29 protein-coding genes are annotated in these 23,567 nt (G+C 66.4%); 18 read left to right on the top strand and 11 right to left on the bottom strand.

Annotated elements, in window-relative coordinates; translation table 11 throughout:
• Positions 1 to 74: 74 nt before the first annotated feature.
• A complete protein-coding gene (locus tag J3U95_RS12630) occupies positions 75 to 692 on the top strand; it encodes a LysE/ArgO family amino acid transporter (protein ID WP_208278944.1) in 618 nt (205 codons plus the stop codon).
• A gap of 73 nt (positions 693 to 765) precedes the next feature.
• Positions 766 to 2,058, top strand: a complete 1,293-nt coding sequence (locus J3U95_RS12625; RefSeq protein WP_208278943.1) for a Xaa-Pro dipeptidase — start codon at positions 766 to 768, stop codon at positions 2,056 to 2,058.
• On the opposite strand, the gene J3U95_RS12620 is transcribed toward J3U95_RS12625, so the two are convergent.
• Complete coding sequence (locus J3U95_RS12620; RefSeq protein ID WP_208278942.1) at positions 2,055 to 2,969, bottom strand: LysR family transcriptional regulator; 915 nt, start codon at positions 2,967 to 2,969, stop codon at positions 2,055 to 2,057. The genes J3U95_RS12625 and J3U95_RS12620 overlap by 4 nt on opposite strands.
• 110 nt (positions 2,970 to 3,079) lie before the next feature.
• Between J3U95_RS12620 and J3U95_RS12615 the strand changes: the two genes are divergently transcribed.
• The 4 genes from J3U95_RS12615 (at position 3,080) to J3U95_RS12600 (ending at position 6,584) form a co-directional block, all read left to right on the top strand.
• Complete coding sequence (locus J3U95_RS12615; protein WP_208278941.1) at positions 3,080 to 4,087, top strand: zinc-binding alcohol dehydrogenase family protein; 1,008 nt, start codon at positions 3,080 to 3,082, stop codon at positions 4,085 to 4,087.
• Between the two features lie 47 nt (positions 4,088 to 4,134).
• A complete protein-coding gene (nfsB, locus tag J3U95_RS12610) occupies positions 4,135 to 4,788 on the top strand; it encodes an oxygen-insensitive NAD(P)H nitroreductase (protein WP_208278940.1) in 654 nt (217 codons plus the stop codon).
• A gap of 193 nt (positions 4,789 to 4,981) precedes the next feature.
• Positions 4,982 to 5,797, top strand: a complete 816-nt coding sequence (locus J3U95_RS12605) for an SDR family NAD(P)-dependent oxidoreductase (RefSeq protein ID WP_208278939.1) — start codon at positions 4,982 to 4,984, stop codon at positions 5,795 to 5,797.
• 25 nt (positions 5,798 to 5,822) lie between these two features.
• Positions 5,823 to 6,584, top strand: coding sequence for an SDR family oxidoreductase (locus tag J3U95_RS12600; protein ID WP_208278938.1), 762 nt, complete (start codon positions 5,823 to 5,825; stop codon positions 6,582 to 6,584).
• Here J3U95_RS12600 and J3U95_RS12595 read toward each other — a convergent pair.
• A complete protein-coding gene (locus J3U95_RS12595) occupies positions 6,544 to 7,191 on the bottom strand; it encodes a DUF6624 domain-containing protein (protein WP_208278937.1) in 648 nt (215 codons plus the stop codon). The genes J3U95_RS12600 and J3U95_RS12595 overlap by 41 nt on opposite strands.
• 82 nt (positions 7,192 to 7,273) lie before the next feature.
• Positions 7,274 to 7,753 (bottom strand): GNAT family N-acetyltransferase, encoded by a 480-nt coding sequence (locus tag J3U95_RS12590; protein ID WP_208278936.1) that lies wholly within the window; start codon positions 7,751 to 7,753, stop codon positions 7,274 to 7,276.
• A 146-nt stretch (positions 7,754 to 7,899) separates the two neighbouring features.
• Here J3U95_RS12590 and J3U95_RS12585 point away from each other — a divergent pair, with 146 nt between their 5' ends.
• On the top strand, positions 7,900 to 8,244 hold the full coding sequence (locus J3U95_RS12585; RefSeq protein WP_208278935.1) for a DUF6152 family protein: 345 nt from the start codon (positions 7,900 to 7,902) through the stop codon (positions 8,242 to 8,244).
• On the opposite strand, the gene J3U95_RS28525 is transcribed toward J3U95_RS12585, so the two are convergent.
• Positions 8,228 to 8,356, bottom strand: a complete 129-nt coding sequence (locus J3U95_RS28525; protein ID WP_267877784.1) for a hypothetical protein — start codon at positions 8,354 to 8,356, stop codon at positions 8,228 to 8,230. The genes J3U95_RS12585 and J3U95_RS28525 overlap by 17 nt on opposite strands.
• A gap of 1 nt (position 8,357) precedes the next feature.
• Here J3U95_RS28525 and J3U95_RS12580 point away from each other — a divergent pair, with 1 nt between their 5' ends.
• Complete coding sequence (locus J3U95_RS12580; protein ID WP_370662067.1) at positions 8,358 to 8,720, top strand: hypothetical protein; 363 nt, start codon at positions 8,358 to 8,360, stop codon at positions 8,718 to 8,720.
• 64 nt (positions 8,721 to 8,784) lie between these two features.
• Entirely contained in the window at positions 8,785 to 9,573 is a 789-nt protein-coding gene (locus J3U95_RS12575; RefSeq protein WP_208278934.1) for a glutaminyl-peptide cyclotransferase, read from the top strand.
• Here J3U95_RS12575 and J3U95_RS12570 read toward each other — a convergent pair whose 3' ends face one another.
• The 3 genes from J3U95_RS12570 to J3U95_RS12560 all read right to left on the bottom strand — a co-directional run bounded on the left by J3U95_RS12570 (position 9,574) and on the right by J3U95_RS12560 (position 12,625).
• Complete coding sequence (locus tag J3U95_RS12570; protein WP_208278933.1) at positions 9,574 to 10,599, bottom strand: zinc-dependent alcohol dehydrogenase family protein; 1,026 nt, start codon at positions 10,597 to 10,599, stop codon at positions 9,574 to 9,576.
• Positions 10,600 to 10,868: 269 nt separating this feature from the next.
• Positions 10,869 to 11,333 carry a DUF2269 family protein gene (locus tag J3U95_RS12565; RefSeq protein ID WP_208279025.1) on the bottom strand — a complete coding sequence of 155 codons (465 nt, stop codon included), beginning with the start codon at positions 11,331 to 11,333 and terminating at the stop codon, positions 10,869 to 10,871.
• Entirely contained in the window at positions 11,333 to 12,625 is a 1,293-nt protein-coding gene (locus J3U95_RS12560) for an SDR family oxidoreductase (RefSeq protein ID WP_208278932.1), read from the bottom strand. The genes J3U95_RS12565 and J3U95_RS12560 overlap by 1 nt, the downstream gene beginning before the upstream one ends.
• Before the next feature lie 36 nt (positions 12,626 to 12,661).
• Here J3U95_RS12560 and J3U95_RS12555 point away from each other — a divergent pair, with 36 nt between their 5' ends.
• Entirely contained in the window at positions 12,662 to 13,141 is a 480-nt protein-coding gene (locus J3U95_RS12555) for a hypothetical protein (protein ID WP_208278931.1), read from the top strand.
• 35 nt (positions 13,142 to 13,176) lie between these two features.
• Here the strand turns inward: J3U95_RS12555 and J3U95_RS12550 are convergent, their stop codons facing one another.
• Positions 13,177 to 14,118, bottom strand: a complete 942-nt coding sequence (locus J3U95_RS12550) for a DUF808 domain-containing protein (protein WP_208278930.1) — start codon at positions 14,116 to 14,118, stop codon at positions 13,177 to 13,179.
• 219 nt (positions 14,119 to 14,337) lie between these two features.
• On the opposite strand from J3U95_RS12550, the gene J3U95_RS12545 reads away from it, so the two are divergent.
• The 7 genes from J3U95_RS12545 to lipA all read left to right on the top strand — a co-directional run bounded on the left by J3U95_RS12545 (position 14,338) and on the right by lipA (position 19,917).
• Entirely contained in the window at positions 14,338 to 14,571 is a 234-nt protein-coding gene (locus J3U95_RS12545; protein ID WP_208278929.1) for a BrnA antitoxin family protein, read from the top strand.
• Between the two features lie 89 nt (positions 14,572 to 14,660).
• Complete coding sequence (locus J3U95_RS12540; RefSeq protein WP_005664253.1) at positions 14,661 to 14,948, top strand: HU family DNA-binding protein; 288 nt, start codon at positions 14,661 to 14,663, stop codon at positions 14,946 to 14,948.
• Positions 14,949 to 15,076: 128 nt separating this feature from the next.
• On the top strand, positions 15,077 to 15,715 hold the full coding sequence (locus tag J3U95_RS12535) for a LysE family transporter (RefSeq protein ID WP_208278928.1): 639 nt from the start codon (positions 15,077 to 15,079) through the stop codon (positions 15,713 to 15,715).
• Positions 15,716 to 15,850: 135 nt separating this feature from the next.
• Positions 15,851 to 17,773: a DUF6600 domain-containing protein gene (locus J3U95_RS12530; RefSeq protein WP_208278927.1), complete on the top strand. Its 1,923-nt coding sequence runs from the start codon at positions 15,851 to 15,853 to the stop codon at positions 17,771 to 17,773.
• Between the two features lie 47 nt (positions 17,774 to 17,820).
• Entirely contained in the window at positions 17,821 to 18,087 is a 267-nt protein-coding gene (locus J3U95_RS12525) for a DUF493 family protein (RefSeq protein ID WP_208278926.1), read from the top strand.
• Between the two features lie 117 nt (positions 18,088 to 18,204).
• Positions 18,205 to 18,900: a lipoyl(octanoyl) transferase LipB gene (lipB, locus tag J3U95_RS12520; protein WP_208278925.1), complete on the top strand. Its 696-nt coding sequence runs from the start codon at positions 18,205 to 18,207 to the stop codon at positions 18,898 to 18,900.
• 24 nt (positions 18,901 to 18,924) lie between these two features.
• Entirely contained in the window at positions 18,925 to 19,917 is a 993-nt protein-coding gene (gene lipA / locus J3U95_RS12515; protein WP_208278924.1) for a lipoyl synthase, read from the top strand.
• A 5-nt stretch (positions 19,918 to 19,922) separates the two neighbouring features.
• Here lipA and ftrA read toward each other — a convergent pair whose 3' ends face one another.
• Complete coding sequence (ftrA, locus tag J3U95_RS12510) at positions 19,923 to 20,906, bottom strand: transcriptional regulator FtrA (RefSeq protein ID WP_208278923.1); 984 nt, start codon at positions 20,904 to 20,906, stop codon at positions 19,923 to 19,925.
• 95 nt (positions 20,907 to 21,001) lie between these two features.
• On the opposite strand from ftrA, the gene J3U95_RS12505 reads away from it, so the two are divergent.
• On the top strand, positions 21,002 to 21,394 hold the full coding sequence (locus J3U95_RS12505; protein WP_208278922.1) for a rhodanese-like domain-containing protein: 393 nt from the start codon (positions 21,002 to 21,004) through the stop codon (positions 21,392 to 21,394).
• On the opposite strand, the gene J3U95_RS12500 is transcribed toward J3U95_RS12505, so the two are convergent.
• Both J3U95_RS12500 and J3U95_RS12495 read right to left on the bottom strand, forming a co-directional pair.
• On the bottom strand, positions 21,354 to 21,983 hold the full coding sequence (locus tag J3U95_RS12500; protein ID WP_208278921.1) for a nucleoside/nucleotide kinase family protein: 630 nt from the start codon (positions 21,981 to 21,983) through the stop codon (positions 21,354 to 21,356). The two genes, J3U95_RS12505 and J3U95_RS12500, sit on opposite strands and share 41 nt — an antisense overlap.
• 1 nt (position 21,984) lies before the next feature.
• On the bottom strand, positions 21,985 to 23,565 hold the full coding sequence (locus J3U95_RS12495; protein WP_208278920.1) for a ribonucleotide reductase barrel domain-containing protein: 1,581 nt from the start codon (positions 23,563 to 23,565) through the stop codon (positions 21,985 to 21,987).
• Between the last annotated feature and the right edge of the window lie 2 nt (positions 23,566 to 23,567).

Here is a 23,567-nt window from a genome sequence, read left to right as displayed (position 1 = left end):
TTGAATAATCATGAATATAATTGAATCGGGTCCGCGGGGCTGGGATAGTGACGCCTTTACGAAAGGAGGCGGCCATGTTCTCGCATCAGGTTTATCTACAGGGGCTGGGCCTGGGCGCCGGCCTCATCATGGGCATCGGCGCCCAGAATGCCCATGTGCTGCGCACGGCGGTGCGCGGCCGCCACGTGCTGCCGACGGTCGTCACTTGCATCGTGGTCGACGTGATCCTGATCGCCGCCGGCACTGCCGGCCTGGGCGCCCTGATCGAGGCGTCGCCGCTCATGATGGCAGTAGCGCGCTATGGCGGCGCCGCCTTCCTGCTCTGGTATGGCCTGCGCTGCTGGCGCAGCAGCCTGCGCGGCGGCGCTTCGCTGGCGGCCGACCCGTCGGCGCAGGCCCAGACCCTCGGCGCGGCGCTGGCGACCGTGCTGGCGCTTTCGCTGCTCAACCCGCACGTCTATCTCGACACCGTGGTGCTGCTGGGCGCCGTCGGCAGCAGCCTGGCTGCCGAGCAGCGTAGCTCCTTCGCGCTGGGCGCCATCACGGCCTCGATCCTGTGGTTCACGGCGATCGGCGTTGGCGCGCAGAGATTCGCCTCGGTGCTGGCGCGGCCTGCGGTATGGCGCGTGTTCGAGGCCCTCACCGGCGCCATGATGCTGGTATTGGCAGCGTTGCTGCTGATAGACAGCTAAGCAAAAAAATGGGTAGGTGAGATGTTGTCCGGTGTAAAGTTGCCATTTGCCCATCTCACCGCCCGGAGGCTGCTTGAACCGCTTGACCCTGAACGTCCTCTCCCTGTGCCTGGCCGCCGCCGGCCTTTGCTCCGTCCATGCCGCCCATGCCGCGGATGTCGTCATCACCGCCGACCGCCTGCTCGACGTCAAGAGCGGCCGCATGATCCAGAACCCCGAGATCCTGGTGCGCGACGGGAAGGTCGTCAGCCTCAAGCCCGACGCCGCCACGCCGGCCGCCGCCGACGCGACCCGCATCGCCCTGCCCGGCATGACCCTGCTGCCCGGCCTGATCGACATGCACGTGCACCTCGATGCCGACCCGACCTACGGCGGCTACAAGGGCCTCGAATACAGCGACCGCTTCTGGTCGGCGCTGGCCGTGGCCCATGCGGGCAAGACGCTCGACGCGGGCTTCACCACGGTGCGCAATCTCGGCGCGTCGGACTGGAACGACGTCGGCCTGGGCCAGGCGATCGCCGCCGGCAAGGTGCGCGGCCCGCGCATCGTGCCCGCGGCCTGGTCATTCGGCGCGACCGGCGGCCATTGCGACAGCACCTACTTCCCGCCGTCGATGGAAGAGAAGAACAAGTACAACGCCGACAGCCCGGACGAAGTGCGCAAGTCGGTGCGCGAACTGCGCAAGTACGGCGCCCAGGTGATCAAGGTCTGCGCCACCGGCGGCGTCTTCTCGCGCAATACCGAACCGGGCCAGCAGCAGATGACCCTGGCCGAGCTGCGCGCCGCGGCGGACGAAGCGCACCAGTGGGGCCTGCAGGTGGCGGCCCACGCCCACGGCGCGGCCGGCATCAAGGACGCGATCCGCGCCGGCATCGACACGATCGAGCATGCGAGCCTGATCGACGACGAAGGCATTGCCCTGGCCAAGAAACACGGCGCCTGGCTGGCCATGGACATCTATAACGGCAGCTACACGGCGGCCGAGGGCAAGAAGAACGGCGTGCTGGAAGATAATCTGCGCAAGGACCGCGAAGTGACGGAACTGCAGCGCCAGAACTTCAAGAAGGCGCATGCGGCCGGGGTCAAGATGGTGTTCAGCACCGACGCCGGCGTGCACCCGCACGGCGGCAACGCCAAGCAGTTCGCCGTCATGGTCCAGTACGGGATGACGCCGCTGCAGGCGATCCAGACCGCCACCGTCAACGCGGCCGAGGCCCTGGCGCGCAAGGACGTCGGCGTGGTCGAACCGGGCCGCTATGCCGACATCGTGGCGGTGAAGGGCGATCCGACTGTCGACGTCACCCTGCTGGAAGCGCCGGCGGTGGTGATCCAGGGCGGCGCCATCGTCAAGGGCGGCGCGCTTTAAAGGCTGCCCAAGCGCTCCAGCAATGGAGCGCAGCGGTCCTTCACGAGCGCATGCAGCAGCTTCACCGCGGGCGAGAATTGCTTGCGGTGCGGGCACACCAGGTTCAAGGGGGTGGCTTCGCCGGGGACTTCCGGCAAGACCACCTCGAGCCTTCCCTCCGCCACGTCGGCATAGACGTCGAGCCAGGATTTATAGGCGATGCCTTCGCCGGCGACGGCCCAGCGCCGCACCACGTCGGCGTCGTCGCTCACCAGCGACCCCTTGACCTGCACCACCTGGTCACCTTCAGGCAGGGGAAAGCACCAGCGGTCATAGATGCGCCCGCGCAGGCGGTAGGCCAGGCAGCAGTGCGAGGCCAGGTCGGCCAGCGTTCGCGGGCGGCCATGCCGTTCCAGGTAGGCGGGAGAAGCGATCAGCACGCGCCGGTTCTCCGGCGCCACCGGCAGCGCGATGAAGCTGGCGTCGTCGATCTGGCCGTAGCGCAGCGCGATGTCGACCGGATCGCGGAACACGTCCGCCACCTGGTCCGACACCAGCAGCTGGATGTCCAGGCCCGGGTGCGCGCACCGGAACTGGGCGATCCACGGCAGCAGCACGTTGCGGCCGAAGTCGGACGGCGCCGCCACCTGCAAGGTGCCGGACAGGGACGCATTCTCGCCGCGCATGCCGTCATGGCCATCGCGCAGCGCCTGCAGCGCATCCTGGGCGAAGGGCAGGTAGCGCTTGCCCTCGTCGGTCAGGCGCAGGCTGCGCGTCGAGCGTGCGAACAGGCGGACGTCGAGTTCGCGTTCGAGCCGTCCAATCGCCGCGCTGGCCTGGCCGGGCAGCAGGTTCACTTCGCGCGCGGCCTGCGAAAAACTGCCCAGGGCGGCGGCGCGCACGAACAGCGACAGGTCGTCGAGACGGATCATTTTCTCTCCCACAGTGAAAGTGAAACCCTGCCGTGGCGGTGTTTCGCCGGCCGGCTCTTCTCTAGAATCGTCGTCACTGTATTGCCCCCACTTTGTCCCTGGAGAAGAAAATGAAAGCGATAGTCTATACCCAACACGGCCTGCCCATTGACGACCCGCAGGCCCTGGTCGACACCGAGCTGCCCATGCCGCTGGCCGGCCCGCACGACCTGCTGGTCGAAGTGCGCGCCGTGTCCGTCAATCCGGTCGACACCAAGATCCGCCTGGGTTCCGCCGTCAGCGAGCCGCGCGTGCTGGGCTGGGACGCCAGCGGCATCGTGCGCGCCGTCGGCGCCAGCGTGACCCTGTTCGCGCCGGGCGATGAAGTGTTCTATGCGGGCTCGATCGTCCGCCCCGGCTCCAACAGCCAGTTCCAGACGGTCGACGAGCGCATCGTCGGCAGGAAGCCCGCGAATCTCGGCTTCGCCGAGGCGGCCGCCCTGCCCCTGACCTCGATCACCGCCTGGGAGTTGCTGTTCGACCGCTTGCGCGTGCCGGAAGGCGGCGGTGAAGGCAAGTCGCTGCTGATCATCGGCGCCGGCGGCGGCGTCGGTTCGATCCTGACCCAGCTCGCGCGTCGGCTCACCAAGCTGACCGTGATCGGCAGCGCTTCGCGCGACGCCACCCGCGAATGGGTGACCAAGCTGGGCGCCCACCACACGGTCGACCACACCCGCCGGATGCAGCCGCAGCTCGAAGAGCTGGGTTTGGCCAACGTCGACATCGTGATCAGCCTGACCCACACCGACCGCCATTACCAGGACATCATCGAAGCGCTGGCGCCGCAGGGCCAGCTGGCGCTGATCGACGATCCGGCCACGCTCGACGCGGTGCCGCTCAAGCGCAAGTCGATCTCGCTGCACTGGGAACTGATGTTCACCCGCTCGATGTTTGAAACCGCCGACATGGTGCGCCAGCACGAGCTCCTGAACCGGGTGGCCGCGATGATCGAGGACGGCACCTTGAGCACCACGCTGGGCGAGCACTTCGGCGCCATCAATGCCGCCAACCTGCGCCGCGCCCACGCCCTTATCGAAAGCAACCGCGCGATCGGAAAAATCGTGCTCGAAAACTTTTAAGACGCAGATCGCTTAAGATCGTTGGATTGTCCATCAGAAGGAGCACCATGAATATCCTGTCGGCCGCACAAAAACGCCATACCGCCAAAGCCTACGATGCAGAGCGCCGCATTCCCGAAGAAGTGATGCAGCAAGTGTACGACCTGCTGCGCAGCAGCCCGTCGTCGGTGAATTCGCAGCCGTGGCACTTCGTCGTCGCCAACACGCCGGAAGGCCGTGCGCGCATCGCCAAGGCGGCGCAGGGCGGCTATGCCTACAACGCGGCCAAGATCAATGATGCCTCGCACGTAATCGTGCTGTGCTCGCGCATCGACATGGACGAGGCGCACCTGGAAGCGCTGCTGGACCAGGAACAACGCGATGGCCGCTTCCGCGACGCCGCCGCGCGTGCCGGCCAGGACGGCGCCCGCCGCGGCTACGTCAACCAGCACCGCTTCGGCGGCAAGGACGTGGCGCAGTGGCTCGAAAAGCAGGTCTACCTGGCGCTGGGCACCGCGCTGCTGGGCGCGGCCACGCTCGAGATCAACGCGACCCCGATGGAAGGCTTCGACCAGAAGATCCTGGACGAGGAATTCGGCCTGAACGCGAAAGGCCTGACCAGCCTGGTGCTGGTGAGCTTCGGCTATTCGTCGGAAAGCGATTTCAATGCCGGCCTGCCTAAATCGCGCCTGACGCAGGAAGCGACGTTCACCTTCATCTGATCGCGTGAGGTTTGCCACCTGCGGGTGGTGCGTGAAAACGGCGTGCAGCGATGCACGCCGTTTTTTTTGCGTCCGCCCCTCGGATTCGGCCACACGCATGATGGCTGAAATTGAGGGATATACGACCAACAGGACATGCTTTGTCTCCGTAGACTGTTTCCATCGACAACGAAACACCAACAAGGAGAACGACATGACCACGACCGCACAAGCCACCACCGCCCTGATCACCGGCGCCTCGACCGGCATCGGCGCCCGCTACGCCCAACGCCTGGCCGAACGCGGCTACGACCTGGTGCTGGTGGCGCGCAACCAGCAGCGCCTCGAGCAGGTCGCCGCGCGGCTGCGCGCCGAGACCGGCCGCAAGGTCGACATCCTGCCTGCCGACCTCACGCAAATTTCCGACCTGCGCCGCGTGGAAGAGCGCCTGGCAAGCGATGCGTCGATCACCCTGTTGCTGAACAACGCCGGCCTGGGCGCCACCGCAAGCATGCTCGATTCGAGCGTCGAAGACCTCGACCGCATGATCGCCCTGAACGTGACGGCGCTGACCCGCCTGACGCGCGCCGTCGTGCCGCGCCTGGTGGCGCGCGGCCAGGGCACCATCATCAATATCTCGTCGATCGCCGCCATCGCTCCCGAGGTGCTCAACGGCACCTATGGGGGCAGCAAGGCCTTCGTGCTGGCGCTCACCCAGTCGCTGCAGCACGAAGTCGGCGGCAAGGGCATCCGGGTCCAGGCCGTGCTGCCGGGCGCCACCGCCACCGAATTCTGGGACCACGCCGGGGTGCCGGTCGCGCACCTGCCGCAAGAGATCGTGATGCGCGTCGACGACATGGTCGATGCCGCGCTCGCCGGGCTCGACCAGGGCGAAATCATCACCATCCCGGCCCTGCCGGACAGCGCCGACTGGGACGCCTTCGAAAGCGCCCGCCGCGCGCTGGGGCCGAACCTGTCGCATACCAAGCCCGCCGCACGCTACGCCACAGTCCTGTCCAACGCCGCCTGATCACCGCTATCTCAAGGAGAACACCATGCAAATGACCAACAACACCATCCTCATCACCGGCGGCACCTCGGGCATTGGCCGCGGCCTGGCGGAAGCCTTCCACAAGCTGGACAATACCGTGATCATCGCGGGCCGCCGCAAGGCGCTGCTGGACGAGGTGGTGAAGGCCAACCCGGGAATGCACGCGGTCGAGCTGGACATCGCCGATCCCGCCAGCATCAAACAGGTCGCGGCCCGGCTCACGCAGGACTTCCCGAACCTGAACGTCCTGGTCAACAACGCCGGCATCATGCCCTTCGACGATGCGGCCGGGGCGGTCGACGAAGACGTGATGCTGTCCACCGTCACCACCAACCTGCTGGGTCCGATCCGCATGAGTTCCGCGCTGCTGGGCCACCTGAAACGCCAGCCGCGCGCCACCATCGTCAACAACACCTCGGTGCTGGCTTACGTGCCGCTGGCCTCGACCGCCGTGTATTCGGCCACCAAGGCGGCGCTGCACTCGTACACGCTGTCGCAGCGCTTCATGCTGCGCGATACCTCGGTGAGCTTGCAGGAGATCGCCCCGCCATGGGTGAACACGGATCTGATCCACAAGGGCGACGATCCGCGCGCCATGCCGCTGGAGGATTTCATCGCCCAGACCATGGAGGGTCTTGCGACCGGCAAGGAAGAGGTGGTGGTGGAGTCGGCCCAGCCGATGCGGGATAACGCGGGGCCGGGCGAGCACAAGCTGGTGAACGAGTTCAATGCCTACCTGGTGGCGAACCCGATTCCGACGCACTAGGCGGCGCGCAGTTCGAATTCTCCAGGACCATCTCCTTGTAGATGTCGAGCGGCGGCAGCCCCAGGGCGGCGCGCCGCGCTTCCACTTTCTCGCGCTCGTCCATCGTGTTGAAGTCAAAATTGCAGGGCTGCTCGGCCGGCGCCATCAACTGCGTCCCGTACAGCTGCGGCCGCCCTTCGGCCACCGCGACCCGGTCCGCCAGGTAGGCGAAGCTGGGGCGCACCGGTTCGCCGCGCTGCGCGGCCATCTTTTCGAGCAGCGACAGGGTGTGCTTCTGGAACGCCACATCGTGGTCGGCATGCTGGACCAGCAGCCAGGCGTTTCCCTGGGCCTTCTCGCCATGCTTGTCCTTGTCCGGAAAACCGCATTGCTCGAACGCGGCTTTCAGCCACGCTGTGTTGGCACGGTCGACGATGCCCATTTGCTGCATCAGTTTCTTCTGGTCGGGATCGTTCATCCTGCTGAAATCGAGGCGCGAGCGCAAGGCCTGGTCGGCGCTGACTCGCGTGGCGAGTTCTTGCGGATAGTTGTCGCAGGCGGCGTGGGCTGGCAGGACGGTCAGGATGGCGGAAATCGCGATCCCCAGGGTTGCAGGAAAACGGTGCATCGGCGCTTGGGCGAAGTGGACGAATGGCTGAGTGTAAGCGGCGCCGGCGCACCGGTCCATTCGTCCTGCATGAGCCGCTGTCTCAGGAAGGCCGGGCTAGCTGCTTTTCCATGAATACCGATGCGAGATCGACTCCGCATCGGTGCGAATACAACTCTTCGCGCAGCGACACGAAGCCGGCGCGTTCGTAGAACGGCACGGCATTGAGCGAGGCCGACAGGAACAGGCGGGCCAGTCCGCGTTCGCGCGCCATCGATTCCAGCTGCTGCAGCAGTTGCAGGGCGATGCCGCGGCCCTGGTGGCTCGGCTCGACGAAGGCGGCATTGATTTCGCCGGTATCCAGGTTCAGCACGGCGTAGCCCACGATATGCCCTTCTTCCTCCGCCACGACGGCGCCACCGGCCTGGACCAGCAGCGGCAGCGAGACGGGAGCCGGGGCGGCGCACCAGATGTCGATCACCGCGGCCGGGTAATGGTCGGCGCAACCGGCGCGCACCGCCCGGGTGCGCAATTCCCATAATGTCGACAGGTCGGCCAGGGTGGCCGGGCGGCGCGATGGCATGGCGTCTCCTTGAATGCGGGCAATAAATGCATACTATACCGCCGCCGGGATAGCCATTCCCGTAGAGCAGTCGTGCGCGCTTCACTCCCTGTTCAAGGATATGCTTGCCGCATGCATCATGGATTTCTTCACCCTGGAGGAACACAATGAAACGCACACTCCTGGCCGCCGTATTGTCCATCGTGGCCGCCACCGCTTCCGCCCACCACGGGTGGAGCGAATACGATGCCAAGCAACCGCAACAGCTGACCGGCACCATCGAAGAATCCGGTTACCAGCAGCCGCACGGCTTCGTGCGCCTGAAGACGGCCGACAAGACCTGGCTCGTAGTGCTGGCGCCTCCCGGACGGATGGAAAACCGCGGCCTGGCCAAGGATATGCTGGCCGTCGGCAACAAGGTTACCGTCTACGGCTATCCCAATCGCAGCAAGCCCGATGAGTTGCGCGCCGAGCGCATCACCGTCGGCGAGAAGGTCACGGAGCTGCGCTGAGCGTCATCAAGGATGCGGCCGCCTGGGCCGCCTCGACGCCGCTGGCCCAGGCCCTGCGCGACGATGCCTGGCTGTATCCGGTCGTCGAGATCGTCCACATCGTCGGCTTCACGGTGCTGGTGGGCGCGGCGGCGATGTTCGACCTGCGCCTGCTCGGCTTCGGCCGTACGCTTCCCGTGCAGGCGCTGGCGCGCCACCTGCTTCCGTGGTCCTGGTTCGGACTGCTGCTGATCGTGCCGAGTGGGCTATTGATGTTCTCGACCCAGCCCGAGCTGCTGGACAATGATGTCTTCGTGCTCAAGCTGGCGCTGATCGCTGCGGCCGGCGTGAATGCCCTCGTCTTCCATGCCGGCCCCTGGCGCGGGGCCGCCGACTGGCCGGCTGGCGCGCCGGCCTGGGCCAGGCTGCATGCGGCGCTGTCGCTGCTGCTCTGGATCGCCGTGATCGCCTGCGGGCGCTTGCTGGCCTATGTCTGATGCGCACTCGAGGGCGAACCGGCGGCTATCGTGCTACAGTCTGTTGCCGCTTTTTCAGCCAACCATGATGCTCAAACAGATCTCCACCTTCGCCGTCGCCTGCTCCATCGCCTGCGTGAGCGCCGGCGCCGCCCAGGCCGCGCTGCCGGTCTACGGTTTTGTTGTCAAGAATACCTATCCCCACGATCCCGGGGCCTTCACGCAAGGCCTGTTCTACCGCGACGGCCACCTGTACGAAAGCACCGGCCAGTATGGCCGCTCGACGATCCGCAAGGTGGAGCTCAAGACCGGCAAGGTGGTGCAGAAGGCCGACTTGCCGAAGGAGGTGTTTGGCGAAGGTTCGACCGCGGTGGGCAACAACCTGATCGGCCTGACCTGGACTTCGCAGGTAGGCTATGTGTTCGACCTCAAGACCTTCAAGCTCAAGCAGAGTTTCAAGTACGAGGGCGAGGGCTGGGGTCTGGCCAGCGATGCGAAGCAGCTGTACATGAGCGACGGCAGTTCCTTCATCCGCATCCTCGATCCGAAGACGATGAAGGAGCTGCGCCGGGTGCAGGTGACGGCCGAGGGCCGCCCGGTCGACCGCCTGAACGAGCTGGAAATGGTCGACGGCGAGCTGTACTCGAACATCTGGGGCAGCGAACTCATCGCCCGCATCGATCCCGACAGCGGCAAGGTGCTCGGGGTGATCGACCTGACCGGGCTGCTGCCGCCGGACCAGCGCGGCACGAAGGAAGTCGACGCCGTCCTCAACGGCATCGCCTGGGATGGCAAGGGCAAGCGCCTGTTCGTTACCGGCAAGCTGTGGCCCAAGCTGTTCGAGATCGAGCTGGTGCCGAAGCTTCGACGTTGATCAGGAGCGGTCGGTTATGTCGATCACCACCTTGCCGAAGTGCGCGCCGGACGCCATGTGGCGATACGCCTCCCGCGCCTGGCCGAACGGGAACACGCGGTCGATCACCGGCTTGACGCCGCCCACGTCCACGAAGCGCATCACGTCTTCCAGCATGGCGCGGCTGCCGACATAGATGCCCACCAGGCGCTTGGCGCTGGACAGCAGCGAAGCCGGATTGACTTCGCCGCCGAAGCCGCTGACGCCGCCGATGACGGCGACGGTGCCGCCCATCGCGGCGCTCGATACCGATTTGTTCACCGTCCCCTTGCCGCCCACCTCCAGCACCACCTGTGCACCGACGCCGTGCGTATGGTGCAGCACCTCGTCGTGCCACTCGGGAATCGCCTGGTAATTGATCGTGTGGTGGGCGCCCAGCGCGCGCGCCCGCGCCAGCTTCTCGTCGCTGGACGAGGTGACGATGGTGCGCAGGCCCGCCGCGCGCGCCAGTTGCAGGCCGAGGATCGAGACGCCGCCGGTGCCCAGCAGCAGCACGGTATCGCCCGGCTTGACGTGATTGCTGGAGACGAAGATCGCGTTCCAGGCGGTGACCGCGGCGCACGGCATGGTGGACGCCTCGATGAAGGAGAGGCTGGCCGGGACGATGGCCAGCGCGTCCTCGTGCAGGACGACTTCCTCGGCCAGCATGCCGTCGATGTCGCCGCCCAGGCCGTGACGCACTTTATCAGGCGTAGGCCCGCCTTCCAGCCAGTGCGGGAAGAAGGAACCGGCCACGCGGTCGCCCACCTGCACCCGGGTCACGCCGGGACCGACCGCCAGCACTTCGCCGGCGCCGTCCGAGCACGGGATGATGGGATCCTCGACCGATACCAGGTAGTTGCCGCCGGCGACCATCAGGTCGCGGTAGTTGAGCGAGACGGCATGCACGCGGATGCGTACTTCGCCCAGGCCGAGGTCGCGCTCCGGGTAGTCGATGCACTGGAGGCCGTCGATGTTTGCGCCGTGAAGAATCTGGTAAGCCCGCATGCGTAATCCCCTTCTGGTTGGTCGGTACGCGGGCCATTGTACGCGGCTGTCCAAGGGCGGGACGCTCGCTAGTTTCGTATCCGGGTGCCGGCGTTGATGATAAATTAGGATTCTTGGTTGTAACTCGCAGAGGGAAAAATGAAAGATCAAGCAGCTTGGAAAGTGCTTAAAGCAGTCCTCGTGGTAGCCTGTCTGATCGCCTTCGGCATGGGCGTCCGGGGTGGGTGGGCCATGGCGCAAACATATTTTGAAATGAAGGATTCAACCCGCTACATCGGCTTGGCCACCATCAGCCAGAAAATCACGATGAACGCCGCAAACGCCGGCACGCCCAGCGTCACCCAGATCCTGAAATAACGCCAGTACAGCGTCGGCAATGGCGTATCGAGCCGGGCCGCCTCCGTAGCCATGTCGCGCATGCGGATCTGCAGCCACACCACCGGCAGCCAGCAGGCGCCGGCGATCACGTACAGGACGATCGACCACATGATCCACTTGCTGTGCAGCGGATAGCCGGCCAGGTGGATCATGTAGAAGCCCGTCAGCGGCTGCAGGATGGCAGTGGTGGCCGTGAACAGCCAGTCGGCGATGACGACGTATTTCGCCACCACTGCGATCGCGCGCACGTCGCGGCTGACGTTCGCGAACAGCATGTACCAGGCCGATCCGATCCCGGTGCCGAACAGCAGCGTCGACGAGACGATATGCAGCCACTTCAGCACCACGTAATCCATCATTTTTCCTCGAGTTGGTAAAGCAGCCAGATCGCGGCCAGCATCGGCAGGTTCTTGGTCAGCGGCCCGTAGGGGTGAAGCAGGAATTCAGGCAGCTTGACCGCGATCACGATCGTATAAAAGCCGATCAGGCCCAGTTGCGCCAGCCATAGCCAGCGCCGCCGCGCCAGGAACAGGATGCCCAGTCCCAGCAGCAGGTCGAAGGTGGCGGCGCCATACAGCATCAATGGTTGCAGGTCGGGAGGAATGCCGGTGCGCGCCAGCAGCTCGTAGCTGGCCTCGACCGGATACAGGCCGAAGGAGACGATCGCGGTCAGGATCCAGACCGCCGCGATGCTGTAGCGGAGCATCGGCAGCAGCCAGCCGAGCTTGGCGCGCGCGCGTTCGCCGTCCGGGTCGCCGATGAACTCGTTCGGTGAGCGCGGCAGATGGCCGAGCAGCATCGCCGTTTGCATGACGTCGGCCGTGTTGTCGCGGTCCAGCATACTCAGCGCGTCGCGGCTGATCAATGTGCCGGGCAGGATGGCGGCCGCCAGCCGCGCTACCGGTCCCGGCAGGGGCAACACGCGCTGGCGCCCCATGCCCATGCTCGATCTCAGCAGGCCCAGATAGTCGGTGAACGGCATCGCCTGCGGCCCCACCAGCGGCACCCGCATCGAGGTGCCGGCCCCCGGCGTCATCGGCAGGCGGTGCTTGAGCAGGCCGACGATGGCCAGCACCAGGTCGTCGACGTGGATCGGCTGCACCAGCTGCGGCTTGCCGCCGAAGCGCACGGTGAACGGCATGCTGGCCAGGGTGCGGAAGGTGCGCGCGCTGGCGCCATCGCGGCCATACACGAGCGAGGGCTGGACGATGTAGGAGCGCAGCGGCAAACCGGCCAGGTAGTCGTCGGCATCGCGCTTGGACAGGTGGTAGGGCGATTGGGCATCGCGGTCGGCGCCCAGCGCCGACAGTTGGATCACCATCTGCACATCGTGCGATTCGGCGCAGGCCGCGAACAGCGCGCGCGGCGTGTCGCGGTGCAGGCGCGCGAAATCCTGGCGTCCGCTTTCGCGGAAAATCCCCACCGTGTTGATCACGGCGTCGATGTGCGACAGGCGCGCCAGCCAGGTGGATTTATCGGTATCTTTGGAAAAATCGGCGTGGATAGTGCTTAGGCGTGGGTCATCGCTTTTCGGAAGCTTCGCTTCGGGTGCTCTCAGCGCACACACGACGTGGTGCCCTTCGGTGAGCAAGGCCTGCAGCAGATGTTGCCCGATAAAACCGCTTGCCCCCGTCAGCAAAATCCGCATCCGTGCTTCCCTTCACATCAAGTAAAAGAGGATTGTATGGAAAATTCGGCATTACAGCGCGCACTCATCTCTGGTGCGACCTCGAGCGTGCTCTCCACGGTGGCGATGGCGCTGGTCGGCAAGATCCAGGCCGGCAGTGCTTTCGCACCAACCAATGCCGTCAGCCACTATGTCCATGGTGATAAAGCAGGCTACCGCGACCGCTTCTCGCTGCGCTACACGGTGCCCGGCTACCTGATCCATCATGCCAGCGCGACCTTCTGGTCCTTCGTGTTCGAACGCGCCCTGGGGGGCGTAATGGATGGAAAGAATCCGATGGCCATCGCCGCCGCTTCGGCGGCAACGTCGGCATTCGCCGCCTTCACCGACTACAAGCTGACGCCCAGGTCCTTGCAGCCGGGGTATGAAAAGCGCCTGTCGCGCAATGCGCTGGGCGTGGTGTATGTGGGGTTTGCGATTGGCCTGGCGATCGGGGCGGTCCTGACGCGCAAGGATCAGCCTTTGACACCAGGATGAGAGGCGCGGGCAGGAGGCCCGCGCCGACGGGAACATCAGTGTGCGGCCGCCTTCTTGCCGCGCATGCGCTGCACCATGGTCACCACGGCCAGCACCGCGGCGCCCACCAGCACGCCGACCAGGCCATCGAACAGGATCGGCGCCAGGAAGGCCAGCACCCCGCCAACCGCCGGCACATCGGCTACCGATGCGGCCAGTCCTTGCGAAAAGTGGTGCAGCGCCGGCACGCCATGCGAGATGATGCCGCCGCCGACCAGGAACATGGCGGCGGTGCCGACCACCGCCAGCGTCTTCATCAGGCGTGGCGCGGCGGCCAGCAGACCCCTGCCCAGACCGCGCGCGGCGCCGCTCTGGCTCTTGCTCAGGTGCAGGCCGGCGTCATCCATCTTGACGATGGCTGCCACCAGGCCGTAGACGCCGACCGTCATCACCACCGCGATGATGGTCAGCACCAGGGCCTGCTGTCCAAGCGCCATGCCGGCCACGACGCCGAGCGAGATCACGATGATCTCGGCCGACAGGATGAAGTCGGTGCGCACCGCGCCCTTGACCTTGTCCTTTTCGAGCTGGACGATGTCGACCGCCTGGTTGGCCACGGCTGCCTCGTGCTGCGCCTTGTGCTGGGCCTCGTCGCGCGCGCTGTGCAGGTATTTGTGCGCCAGCTTCTCGAAGCCCTCGAAGCACAGGAAGGCGCCGCCGATCATCAGGAGCGGCGTGATCAGCCAGGGCAGGAAGACCGAGATCGCCAGGGCCGCCGGCACCAGGATCGCCTTGTTGACCATCGATCCCTTGGCCACCGCCCACACCACCGGCAGCTCGCGATCGGCCTTCACGCCGGAGACCTGCTGCGCATTGAGCGCCAGATCGTCGCCCAGCACGCCAGCGGTCTTCTTGGCCGCGACCTTGCTCATCGCGGCGACGTCGTCCAGGATGGTGGCGATATCGTCCAAGAGTGCAAGTAATCCGACTCCAGCCATGGTTCTGCTCCTTCATGTCAAGTTGATACGATATTAACCGAGCCGCCAAATGCTGGCTACACGGTTCGCGGCGCCGTTCGGCGCGGCTTTTTGCGTTTCATGCCTGGAAATCTGCATCTCGTCGCTTTTGACGTGTGACCAGCGGTCTGCATACGTATAGTGCAACGCTGAAGGTTGCGGCACTGCAGCCTCGTCCCCCCAAACGAAGGAGATCATCCAATGAATACCGAGTCGATCCAGCCTGCCGCTTCCGTTTCCGCCGCCACCTCCGCTCCGGTTCGCCGCGCCCGCCCGCCGAAGCGCAAGACCCGCATCACGATCTATCTCGACGACGAGGTGCTGAAGGAATTCCGCAACCTGTCCGAGCGTTGCGGCACCGGTTACCAAACCCTGATCAACGCCGCGCTGCGCAACCGTTTGGGCGGTCCGGTCATCGAATCTGGCGTCGCATAAGGCTTCCTTTCAAATTTCCCTCGGGGAGCGGCATTACACATAGCAATATTTATGCTAATCTTCCCGCTCTTTTAACCCCGGAGGGATTTATGAAAAAAGGCGAACTGATCGCAGAATTCGCGAAGCGCACCGAGATGTCGGGCGCTGCCGCTGGCGACGCCGTGAACACCATCATCGAGATCATCACCGAGCGCCTGAAAAAGGGCGACACGGTGGGCATCACCGGCTTCGGCACCTTCTCGGTGACTAAGCGCGCCGCACGCAAGGGCCGTAACCCTGCCACCGGCGAAGTGATCAAGATCGCGGCATCGAAGAGCCCGCGTTTCTCGGCTGGCGCGACCCTGAAGGCAGCGGTCAACCCGACCAAGAAGAAGTAATCAATACCCCGGCCTCGCGTCGCGGCCCGTCTACGGGTCGCGCGCGCTGGCTGAATTTGCCGTTTATTTGCCGTCTCCGCCGTAGTTTCCCCGCTTCTCCTCCGCAGTACTTTCATTTTTTCGCCACCATGAGCTTCGCTACCTGGATCGCCTTCGTCATCGCCGGTTCGCTGATCGCCATTTCGCCCGGCTCCGGCGCGGTCCTGTCGATGTCGCATGGCCTGGCCTACGGCCTCAGGAAGGCCAGCGCGACCGTCCTCGGCCTGCAGCTGGGCCTGGTCCTGGTGCTGGTCATCGCCGGCGCCGGCGTCGGTTCGCTGCTGCTGGCGTCCTCGGTCGCCTTCACGGCGGTCAAGGTGATCGGCGCGCTGTACCTGATCTACCTCGGCGTCAGCCAGTGGCGCGCCGCCCCGGCGCCCGGCCCGACGGCGTCGACCGCCGGCCTGGAAGCGCATCCGTCGTTCGGCAAGCGCGTGCTGACCGGTTTTCTCACCAATACCACGAACCCCAAGGGCATCATCTTCATGGTCGCGGTGCTGCCGCAATTCATCGCCAAGGATGCGCCGCTGCTCACCCAGCTGGCGATCCTGGGAGTGACCATGGTGGCGATCGATTCGATCGTGATGCACGGCTACGCCGCCCTGGCCGCCTCGATGCAGCGCTTCATGCGCGATCCACGTCACATGCGCCTGCAGAACCGCGTGTTCGGCGCGGTGCTGGTGCTGATCGGCTCGATGCTATTCTTCGTCAAGCGCCAGCCGGCCTGAATGCGCCATGAGGCCGGCTACTATTTCTGTTACGCCGGCAGATGCAACTTTGTGTTACCCGCGTTGTCCGTGCGGGAGCTCGGGCGTTGTAATGAGGTTGAGCCACCCCGTCCGCGTTCCATCCTGGAGCATGTCATGACCCATCGCCTCGCCCATACTGCCGCCCTGCTGACCGTGGCCACCCTGGCCGCGTTTTCCACAGGCGCGTCCGCGCAGACCGTGCTGCAGACCGACCCGCCGGGCCAGGCCGAGGCGACCGGCAACGGTGTCATGGAGACCGAGCCGCCGGGCCGGGTGGGCCGCGTCTCCCTGGTCCAGGGCCAGGTCGAGATCGGCGGCGACGTCGGCAGCGAGAGCAGCGCCGCCGTGGTCAACTGGCCGGTCACCACGCGCAACCTCGTCACGACCTCGCCCGGCGCCCGCACCGAGATCCGGATCGGCTCCACCTCGATCCGCCTGGATGGCGACAGCTCGCTCGAGTTTACCGAACTGGACGACGACAGCCTGCGCCTGCGCCTGCATTTCGGCAGCGCCAGCATCCGCGTCATGAACAGCGAGGTGGTGCCCGAGTTCGAGCTGCGTACGGCCCAGGCGACCGTGCGCCTGACCCAGCCCGGCCGCCTGCGCGTGGATGCCGACCGCGTGCCCGACACCAGCCTGGTGAGCGTGCTCGATGGCGAGGCCCAGGTCGACGGCGCCGGCGCCAGCCTCACCGTCCGCACCGGCCGCGCCGCCGAAGTGCGCGACGAGGACGTGCGTACGCAGCAGGCGCGGCGCGACGAATTCGACGACTGGGCCCTGACGCGCGACCAGACCCTGGTGGCCGAGCAGTCCTCGCGCCACATCGGCACCGAGATGACCGGCTACGAAGAGCTCGACCGCTACGGCAGCTGGAGCACCCATTCCGATTACGGCACCCTGTGGACGCCGACCGTGGTGGCATCCGACTGGACGCCCTACCGCGACGGCCAGTGGAGCTATATCGCGCCTTGGGGCTGGACCTGGGTCGACAACGCGCCATGGGGCTATGCGCCCTTCCACTACGGCCGCTGGGTGCAGGTGCACAACCGCTGGGCCTGGGCCCCGGGCCGCCTCGAGCGGCGGCCGGTATGGTCGCCGGCGCTGGTCGGCTGGGTCGGCGGCGGCAACTGGAGCGTCGGCTTCGCCTCGCACGACCTGCACGCGCACGGCTGGTATCCGCTCAGCCCCTACGACCGCTACGTGCCCGGCTATCGCCTGTCCAGCGAGCGCCTGCGGCGCCTGAACGACTGGCGCCACGCCACCCGCCGCGCGGCCCAGCAGCGGCCGGGACACCACGGCCTGACCGTGGTGCCGCGCGAGCACTTCGGCGGCCGTGGTCCGGTGGTCGTGCCACGCGCGCCGCGCCCCGACCGCGCGAACTTCGCGCTGCCGCGCGGACAGGGCAGCGCCCCGCCGCCGCCGCTGGTGACGCGCGCCGACTGGAACCGCGGGAACGACGCGCGGCGCGACCTGCTCGAGCGGCGCGAGGTGCGCCAGCGCCTGGAGACCGGCCAGGTGACGCGCGACGGCTTCGTGCAGGATCGCCGCCTCGAGCCGGACCCGATGGCGCGCCAGCGCGAGAGCAACGAGCGCCTGTCGCGCGAGCGCATGCAGCAGCAGGAGCGCGTCGTGCGCCAGCAGGAAGAACGCGACCGCATGCAGCGCGACCTGGACAACCGCATGCAGGCCGACCGCATGAGTTTCGGGCGCCACGCCGAGCGCGAACGCGAGCAGCGCGAACGCATGCGCGAGCGGGCCGAACGCAGCCAGCAACTGCAACAGCAGCGGCCGCCGGCCATGGCGACCAATCCGGCGCCGGCCTTTTCACGCCCCGAGCCGCGTCCGATGCCGCGGCCCGATGTGCGTCCGCCGCCGCAGATGGTGACCGCCCCGCCGCCACGTCCCGCCCCGCCGCCGCAGATGGTCGCCCCGCCCGCGCCGCGCCCGCAACCTTCGACGCCCGCGTTCACGCCGCGTGGCGGCGGCGAGCAGCGCGCCCATACCGATGCGCGCGGCCAACGCATGCAGGAACGCTGAGGAAAACGCCGGCATTGGCTACAATGCGCATTTACACAGGATTAGTCATGGACCCGAAAGAATCCCTCATCGAATACCCGAGCGAATTCCCGATCAAGGTGATGGGCGCGACCCATATCGATTTCGCTCCCACCATCGTCGCGCTGGTGACCCAGCTGGATCCGACTTTCCATGAAGGCAAGCTGGAATCCCGTCCTTCGGCCAAGGGCAACTACACCGGCCTGACCGTCACCGTCACCGCCACCAGCCGCGAGATGCTGGACGAGGTGTATCGCACCCTGTCGACCCACCCGATGGTCAAGATGGTCCTGTAAGGGCGGCTTGCCATCTCGTCAACGGGGCAGGCTGCCTGTTCGGCAGGCACGCCCCATCGTGCTGGCTTATAATGACGGGGCTGTCCATACTATGGCCCGATGCCTCGCCCCGATTCCATGTCTTCGATCCACCCCGCCGCGCCGCTCATCCGTGAACTCGGCCGTGCCGACTACGAACCCACCTTCGCCGCCATGCGCGCCTTCACCGACGCGCGCACGCCCGAGACCCGGGACGAATTGTGGGTCGTCGAGCACCCGCCCGTGTTCACTCTGGGCCTGGGCGCCGATCCGGGCCACGTGCTGGCGCCGCAGGGCGTGCCGGTGGTCCAGACCGACCGCGGCGGCGAGGTCACTTACCACGGCCCGGGCCAGGTCGTGATCTACCTGTTGATGGACTTGCGCCGCAACAAGCCGGGCGGCAAGCTGTACGCGCGCCAGTTTGTGGAAAAAATCGAACAGGCGGTGATCGACGTATTAGGGGCGTATAATCTGGCCGGTGAGCGCATCGCCGGCGCGCCCGGCATCTATATCGCCGAAGGCCCGCGCAAGGGCGCCAAGATCGCCGCGCTCGGCCTCAAGGTGCGCGGCAACGGCTGCACCTATCACGGCGTATCGCTGAACGTGGGCATGGACCTGGCCCCGTTCACCTGGATCAACCCGTGCGGCTATTCGGGACTGGCCACGGTCGACATGCGCACCATGGGCGTCGAGGCGCCGCTGGCAGACGTCCAGCAGGCGCTGGCCCAGGCCCTGATCCTGCATCTCGGCCCGCAGATCGAACCCAGCCAGGTCCGAACCGAACAAACCAACTGACGCCCTTCTGGGGCAACGAGCCAAATGACTTCCGAAATCGACACCGGCATCGCCTCCGCATCCGCCTACAACGCCAGCGAAAAGCAGAAAGGCGCCAGCAAGACGTCGCGCATCCCGATCAAGATCGTGCCGATCGCGGACGTCGAGCGCCTGAAAAAGCCGGACTGGATCCGCGTCAAGGCCGCCACCGCCTCGTCGCGCTTCTACGAGATCAAGGACATCCTGCGCGCCAACAAGCTGGTGACGGTGTGCGAGGAAGCCAGCTGCCCGAACATCGGCGAATGCTTCGGCAAGGGCACCGCGACCTTCATGATCATGGGCGACAAGTGCACCCGCCGCTGCCCGTTCTGCGACGTCGGCCACGGCCGTCCGGATCCGCTGGACGTCAATGAGCCGGGCAACCTGGCCAAGACCATCGCCGACCTGCGCCTGTCCTACGTCGTGATCACCTCGGTCGACCGCGACGACCTGCGCGACGGCGGCGCCGGCCACTTCGTCGAGTGCATCCAGAAGACCCGCGCGCTGTCGCCCAACACCAAGATCGAAGTGCTGGTGCCCGACTTCCGCGGCCGCCTCGAAAAAGCATTGAACATCTTCGCCGACGGCTTGCCGGACGTGATGAACCACAACCTGGAAACCGTGCCGCGCCTGTACAAGGAAGCGCGTCCGGGCGCCGACTACAAGCACTCGCTGGTGCTGCTGCGCGACTTCAAGAAGATGTACCCGAACGCGGTCACCAAGTCGGGCCTGATGGTCGGCCTGGGCGAGACCGACGAAGAGATCCTGGAAGTCATGCGCGACATGCGCGAGCACGACATCGACATGCTCACCATCGGCCAGTACCTGGCGCCGACCAATTCGCACCTGCCGGTACGCCGCTACGTGCACCCGGACACCTTCAAGATGTTCGAAGAGAAGGCGTACGAGATGGGCTTCGTGCACGCGGCCGTGGGCGCGATGGTGCGTTCGTCGTACCACGCCGACCAGCAGGCGCATAACGCAGGCGTCGCCGCCTAAGCCGCCTAAGCCGCCTCGGCTACCCTGGCTGCCCCGGCAGCCGTCCTGCCCAGCCGGCGATAGCGCGCCGGCGGCGGCAGTCCATGGTTCCTGAAATGCCGCCGCAGCGATTCGGCCGACCCCAGGCCGGCCAGGTCGGCGACGGCATCGATCGTCAGCGCCGGCCGCGTTTCCAGCAGCCGTTCCGCCAGCGCGACCCGTGCGCGCACCAGCCAGGCCAGCGGCGTCACGCCGGTGGCGTCCTTGAAGCGGCGCTGGAAGGTGCGCCTGGTCATCCGCGCCCGGGCCGCCATCGACTCCACCGTGTGCCCGGCCCGCACGTTTTCTCTTACCCAATCCATCAGCTGCGCGACCGCATTTCTCTCGGCTGAAGGCAAGGGGCGCGCCACGAGCTGGGCCTGGTCGCCGTCACGGTGGGCCGGGATCACCAGGCGCTGGGCCACGCGGCTGGCCAGCTCGGCGCCGAAGTCGCTGCGCACTACGTGCAGCAGCATGTCCAGGCCGGCGGCCGAGCCGGCCGAAGTCACGATGCGTCCGTCCTGGACGTACAGCACGCCCTGCTCCACCTCGATTGTCGGGAAGTCGTTCGCGAGCCGTTCCAGGTAGCGCCAGTGGGTGGTCGCCCGGCGGCCGTCCAGCAGCCCGGCATGGGCCAGCACGAAGCTGCCGGAGCAGATCGCGCACAGCCGCGCACCGCGGGCTTCGGCGCGGCGCAGCGCGTCGACCAGGCTTGGGGGCGGCGGCTCAGCCGCGTCGCGCCAGCCGGGGATGACGATCGTGTCGGCGGCGTCGATCGCCTCCAGTCCGTGCGGCGCGACGACGGAGAGGCCACCCATGGCGCGCAGCGGGCCGGCTTCGACGGCGCACACCGCATGCGTGTACCAGGGCACGCCGAGCTCCGGCCGCTCGAGGGCGAACAGCTCCACCGCGCAGCCGAATTCGAAGGTGCACAGGCCGTCGTAGGCGAGGATGGCGACGTGGTGGGGCATGGCGCGATGTTACCAGTTTCTGTCATCCCGGCCCCTGCCCCCGGCCCGCCTTCGCTGCCACACTCGAGGCTCTTTTTCAACGAGGAGCAAGCACCATGACTACACCCGTTTCCGCGGTTCCGGCGGCGCCGAGCGACAGGGCGCTGGCGCATTTTGGCGCCGCATTCGAATACGAGACCGACTGCGCCGACGTGCATGCAGCCTTCGCGGGCGGACAACCCGATTTCGTCCTGTTCGACGTGCGCGGCCCTGCCCTGTACGCGGCCGGCCACGTGCCCGGGGCCCTGAACATGCCGCATGCGAAGCTGGTCGAGGCCAAGCTGCGCGACTATCCGATGGATACCCTGTTCGTCGTCTACTGCGCCGGGCCGCACTGCAACGGGGCGCACCGCGGCGCCGAGCGCCTGGCCCGGCTGGGGCGGCCGGTCAAGCTGATGATCGGCGGCGTCACGGGCTGGCTGGATGAAGGTTTTGCGCTGTTGCCGTGATCGCCTTGCAGGCCGCGAGTGCCAGCTCGTCAGGCGTGCGCCGATCCGACTCCATCAGCATCCAATCGAACGTTGCGGCCGCCTGCCTGAAGTTGTCGGTCGACGCCGCGTGGCTGTCGTAGTCTGCGATGACCTTGCTGTCCAGCGAGCGCTGGCGCTGATGGGCTCGCTTCCAGGAGACCTCGGGGGCGCACACGAGCGCAATTACCAGGTCCGGCACCCGCGCGCCGGCGGCGATATTGTTCGCCACCAGGTCTTGTGCGGACAGGTAGCGTCGGAACACGGCGTCCGACGGATACCAGCGGTCGAGCAACACGATGCCGCCGCGCGCGGCCAAGTGGCGCGTGCTGATGTCGGCCCTGCCGGCGCGCAGGGCATCGGCGATCGCCTGGTCGGCGGCGGCCGTCGGGGCTGCTCGAAACGTCGCATACAGTGAGGCCAATTGGTTCTGGATCGCGGGCGGCAGTAGTTCTTTTTCCACCAGTACGGCGGCCTCGTGCCCGGCGCCGGTCAGGCGCTCGCGCACCCGCTCGATCAGCGTGGTCTTGCCGACCGCCTTGGGACCGTCGAAACTCACGATCAGCGCCATTTCACACTCCCGCCATGGGTTGGCCGTCGAGCGAGCCGGCCCGGTAGATCGTCAATCCGAGGCAGCCGGCTTCGTGCGCGTCCATCAGCCAATCGCGGATCTGCCCGACGCTGGTCTCGCTGACGCAGTTGATGGTCTTGGTGATGCCGCCGTCGATGTGTCTCTGGAACGCCGCCTGCACCTTGATATGCGACGTACCTGGGATCTCGATTGCGGCCGGCATCAACGCTGCCAGCGCAGGGCCGGCGATCGCGGACAGGCTCTCGCCGATCAAAAGGCGCGCGAGCGCCTGGCGGCTGTCGATGCCGTGCTGCTCCAGCACGAAGCCAATCACAGGATCCAGGATGCGAATATGTTCGCCGATGACGATCTGGTTCCATACGTGCGAGAACAAGGGTTCGACGCCGCACGAGGCGCCGGCGATCAGGGCGATGGTGGCGGTGCCGGCGATGGCGACCAGCGCACCGTTGCGGCGTGCCGGACCGTGGCTGGGCTGCCAGGCGGGATAGGGGCCAAGCAGCGCCGCAAGGCGTTCGGATTCGGTGCTGGCGGCATCCATCATGAGCCGTCCCAGGCGCTCGGCGAATGCCACGCTGGCTTCGTCGCCGTAGCGCATGCCGCACAGGATCAGGGCGTGGGCGAAGCCCATGATGCCGACGCCGATCTTGCGGGTTGCTTCGGTGTTACGGCGTAGTGTTTCGTTGGCGTGGCAGTGCACATCATGCATGCCATCGAGGAAGCGCACCGCAAGCTTCACATGGGCCTGGAAATCCGCTTCGTCGAAACGCACAATGCCATCGTCGTTTGCATGACAGAAGGCGACCAGATTGAGCGAGGCCAGCAGCGCAGATTCGTCGGTCGCCAGCGGCGCTTCGCCGCACACGTTGGCGGCCATCACTGGCGCCTCGGTGTTGGCGATGCGGGCGATACGATCCGGGAAGATGACGCCAGGCTGGCCGGTGGCGTGGATCGACTGCGCAACGCGTTCGAGGCGTTCCAAGCTGGCGCTGTCGTGCCGGACGCTGGCCATGAAGCCGTCATCCAGGGCCACGTTCATATTGGTCACTTTTAGCGTACCAGCCAGGTCCAGATAATCATCCAGACGGCCGCTCATCGGCATCGTCACGGCGTTCGAAGCGGGACGTGGACGGCCGGCCTGGTGCTGGACGGTGTCGTCGTCGATCGAGCGGATGAGCTCGGGAAAGTCGAGCTCCTTGCCGCTGACCGCATAGCCCACCCCGCCCATGCCGTCATGGATGTAGCGGAACGTGGCGAGCGCATCTTCGAGCGGACGGCGCACATCGACGGCGAAGCAGGCAAAGATCCGTTGCTCGTTGTGTCCGGCATTCACCAGCAAAGGGCTGTTGGGGAGCATTTTCCCGTTCATCATGGCGTCGCGTACGCGTTCCGGGAAGGCATCACGGTCGGGCTCAGGGCGCAAAGCCTCGGCCTGTAAGGCCAGAGCGGCCACTCGGTCGGCCAGGCCATCCCAGCCTTGTTCCTTGTGCTGGTGCAGAATACGGTTCTCCAGCGGTCCGACGAAGGGACTGGTTCCCAAGGTAAACGCTTTATACGATTTCATTG

Origin of the sequence: Massilia oculi, from assembly GCF_017582745.1 — a bacterium.
Lineage (GTDB): Bacteria > Pseudomonadota > Gammaproteobacteria > Burkholderiales > Burkholderiaceae_D > Telluria > Telluria oculi_A.
This window is presented reverse-complemented; position numbering and strand designations above follow the sequence as displayed.

Excerpts from the sequence above, each read along its gene's own strand:
- J3U95_RS12630 (WP_208278944.1), top strand. The coding sequence starts at position 75 with ATGTTCTCGCATCAGGTTTATCTACAGGGGCTGGGCCTGGGCGCCGGC.
- J3U95_RS12620 (WP_208278942.1), bottom strand. The coding sequence starts at position 2,969 with ATGATCCGTCTCGACGACCTGTCGCTGTTCGTGCGCGCCGCCGCCCTG.
- J3U95_RS12615 (WP_208278941.1), top strand. The coding sequence starts at position 3,080 with ATGAAAGCGATAGTCTATACCCAACACGGCCTGCCCATTGACGACCCG.
- nfsB (WP_208278940.1), top strand. The coding sequence starts at position 4,135 with ATGAATATCCTGTCGGCCGCACAAAAACGCCATACCGCCAAAGCCTAC.
- J3U95_RS12605 (WP_208278939.1), top strand. The coding sequence starts at position 4,982 with ATGACCACGACCGCACAAGCCACCACCGCCCTGATCACCGGCGCCTCG.
- J3U95_RS12600 (WP_208278938.1), top strand. The coding sequence starts at position 5,823 with ATGCAAATGACCAACAACACCATCCTCATCACCGGCGGCACCTCGGGC.
- J3U95_RS12595 (WP_208278937.1), bottom strand. The coding sequence starts at position 7,191 with ATGCACCGTTTTCCTGCAACCCTGGGGATCGCGATTTCCGCCATCCTG.
- J3U95_RS12590 (WP_208278936.1), bottom strand. The coding sequence starts at position 7,753 with ATGCCATCGCGCCGCCCGGCCACCCTGGCCGACCTGTCGACATTATGG.
- J3U95_RS12585 (WP_208278935.1), top strand. The coding sequence starts at position 7,900 with ATGAAACGCACACTCCTGGCCGCCGTATTGTCCATCGTGGCCGCCACC.
- J3U95_RS12575 (WP_208278934.1), top strand. The coding sequence starts at position 8,785 with ATGATGCTCAAACAGATCTCCACCTTCGCCGTCGCCTGCTCCATCGCC.
- J3U95_RS12570 (WP_208278933.1), bottom strand. The coding sequence starts at position 10,599 with ATGCGGGCTTACCAGATTCTTCACGGCGCAAACATCGACGGCCTCCAG.
- J3U95_RS12565 (WP_208279025.1), bottom strand. The coding sequence starts at position 11,333 with ATGGATTACGTGGTGCTGAAGTGGCTGCATATCGTCTCGTCGACGCTG.
- J3U95_RS12560 (WP_208278932.1), bottom strand. The coding sequence starts at position 12,625 with ATGCGGATTTTGCTGACGGGGGCAAGCGGTTTTATCGGGCAACATCTG.
- J3U95_RS12555 (WP_208278931.1), top strand. The coding sequence starts at position 12,662 with ATGGAAAATTCGGCATTACAGCGCGCACTCATCTCTGGTGCGACCTCG.
- J3U95_RS12550 (WP_208278930.1), bottom strand. The coding sequence starts at position 14,118 with ATGGCTGGAGTCGGATTACTTGCACTCTTGGACGATATCGCCACCATC.
- J3U95_RS12545 (WP_208278929.1), top strand. The coding sequence starts at position 14,338 with ATGAATACCGAGTCGATCCAGCCTGCCGCTTCCGTTTCCGCCGCCACC.
- J3U95_RS12540 (WP_005664253.1), top strand. The coding sequence starts at position 14,661 with ATGAAAAAAGGCGAACTGATCGCAGAATTCGCGAAGCGCACCGAGATG.
- J3U95_RS12535 (WP_208278928.1), top strand. The coding sequence starts at position 15,077 with ATGAGCTTCGCTACCTGGATCGCCTTCGTCATCGCCGGTTCGCTGATC.
- J3U95_RS12530 (WP_208278927.1), top strand. The coding sequence starts at position 15,851 with ATGACCCATCGCCTCGCCCATACTGCCGCCCTGCTGACCGTGGCCACC.
- J3U95_RS12525 (WP_208278926.1), top strand. The coding sequence starts at position 17,821 with ATGGACCCGAAAGAATCCCTCATCGAATACCCGAGCGAATTCCCGATC.
- lipB (WP_208278925.1), top strand. The coding sequence starts at position 18,205 with ATGTCTTCGATCCACCCCGCCGCGCCGCTCATCCGTGAACTCGGCCGT.
- lipA (WP_208278924.1), top strand. The coding sequence starts at position 18,925 with ATGACTTCCGAAATCGACACCGGCATCGCCTCCGCATCCGCCTACAAC.
- ftrA (WP_208278923.1), bottom strand. The coding sequence starts at position 20,906 with ATGCCCCACCACGTCGCCATCCTCGCCTACGACGGCCTGTGCACCTTC.
- J3U95_RS12505 (WP_208278922.1), top strand. The coding sequence starts at position 21,002 with ATGACTACACCCGTTTCCGCGGTTCCGGCGGCGCCGAGCGACAGGGCG.
- J3U95_RS12500 (WP_208278921.1), bottom strand. The coding sequence starts at position 21,983 with ATGGCGCTGATCGTGAGTTTCGACGGTCCCAAGGCGGTCGGCAAGACC.
- J3U95_RS12495 (WP_208278920.1), bottom strand. The coding sequence starts at position 23,565 with ATGAAATCGTATAAAGCGTTTACCTTGGGAACCAGTCCCTTCGTCGGA.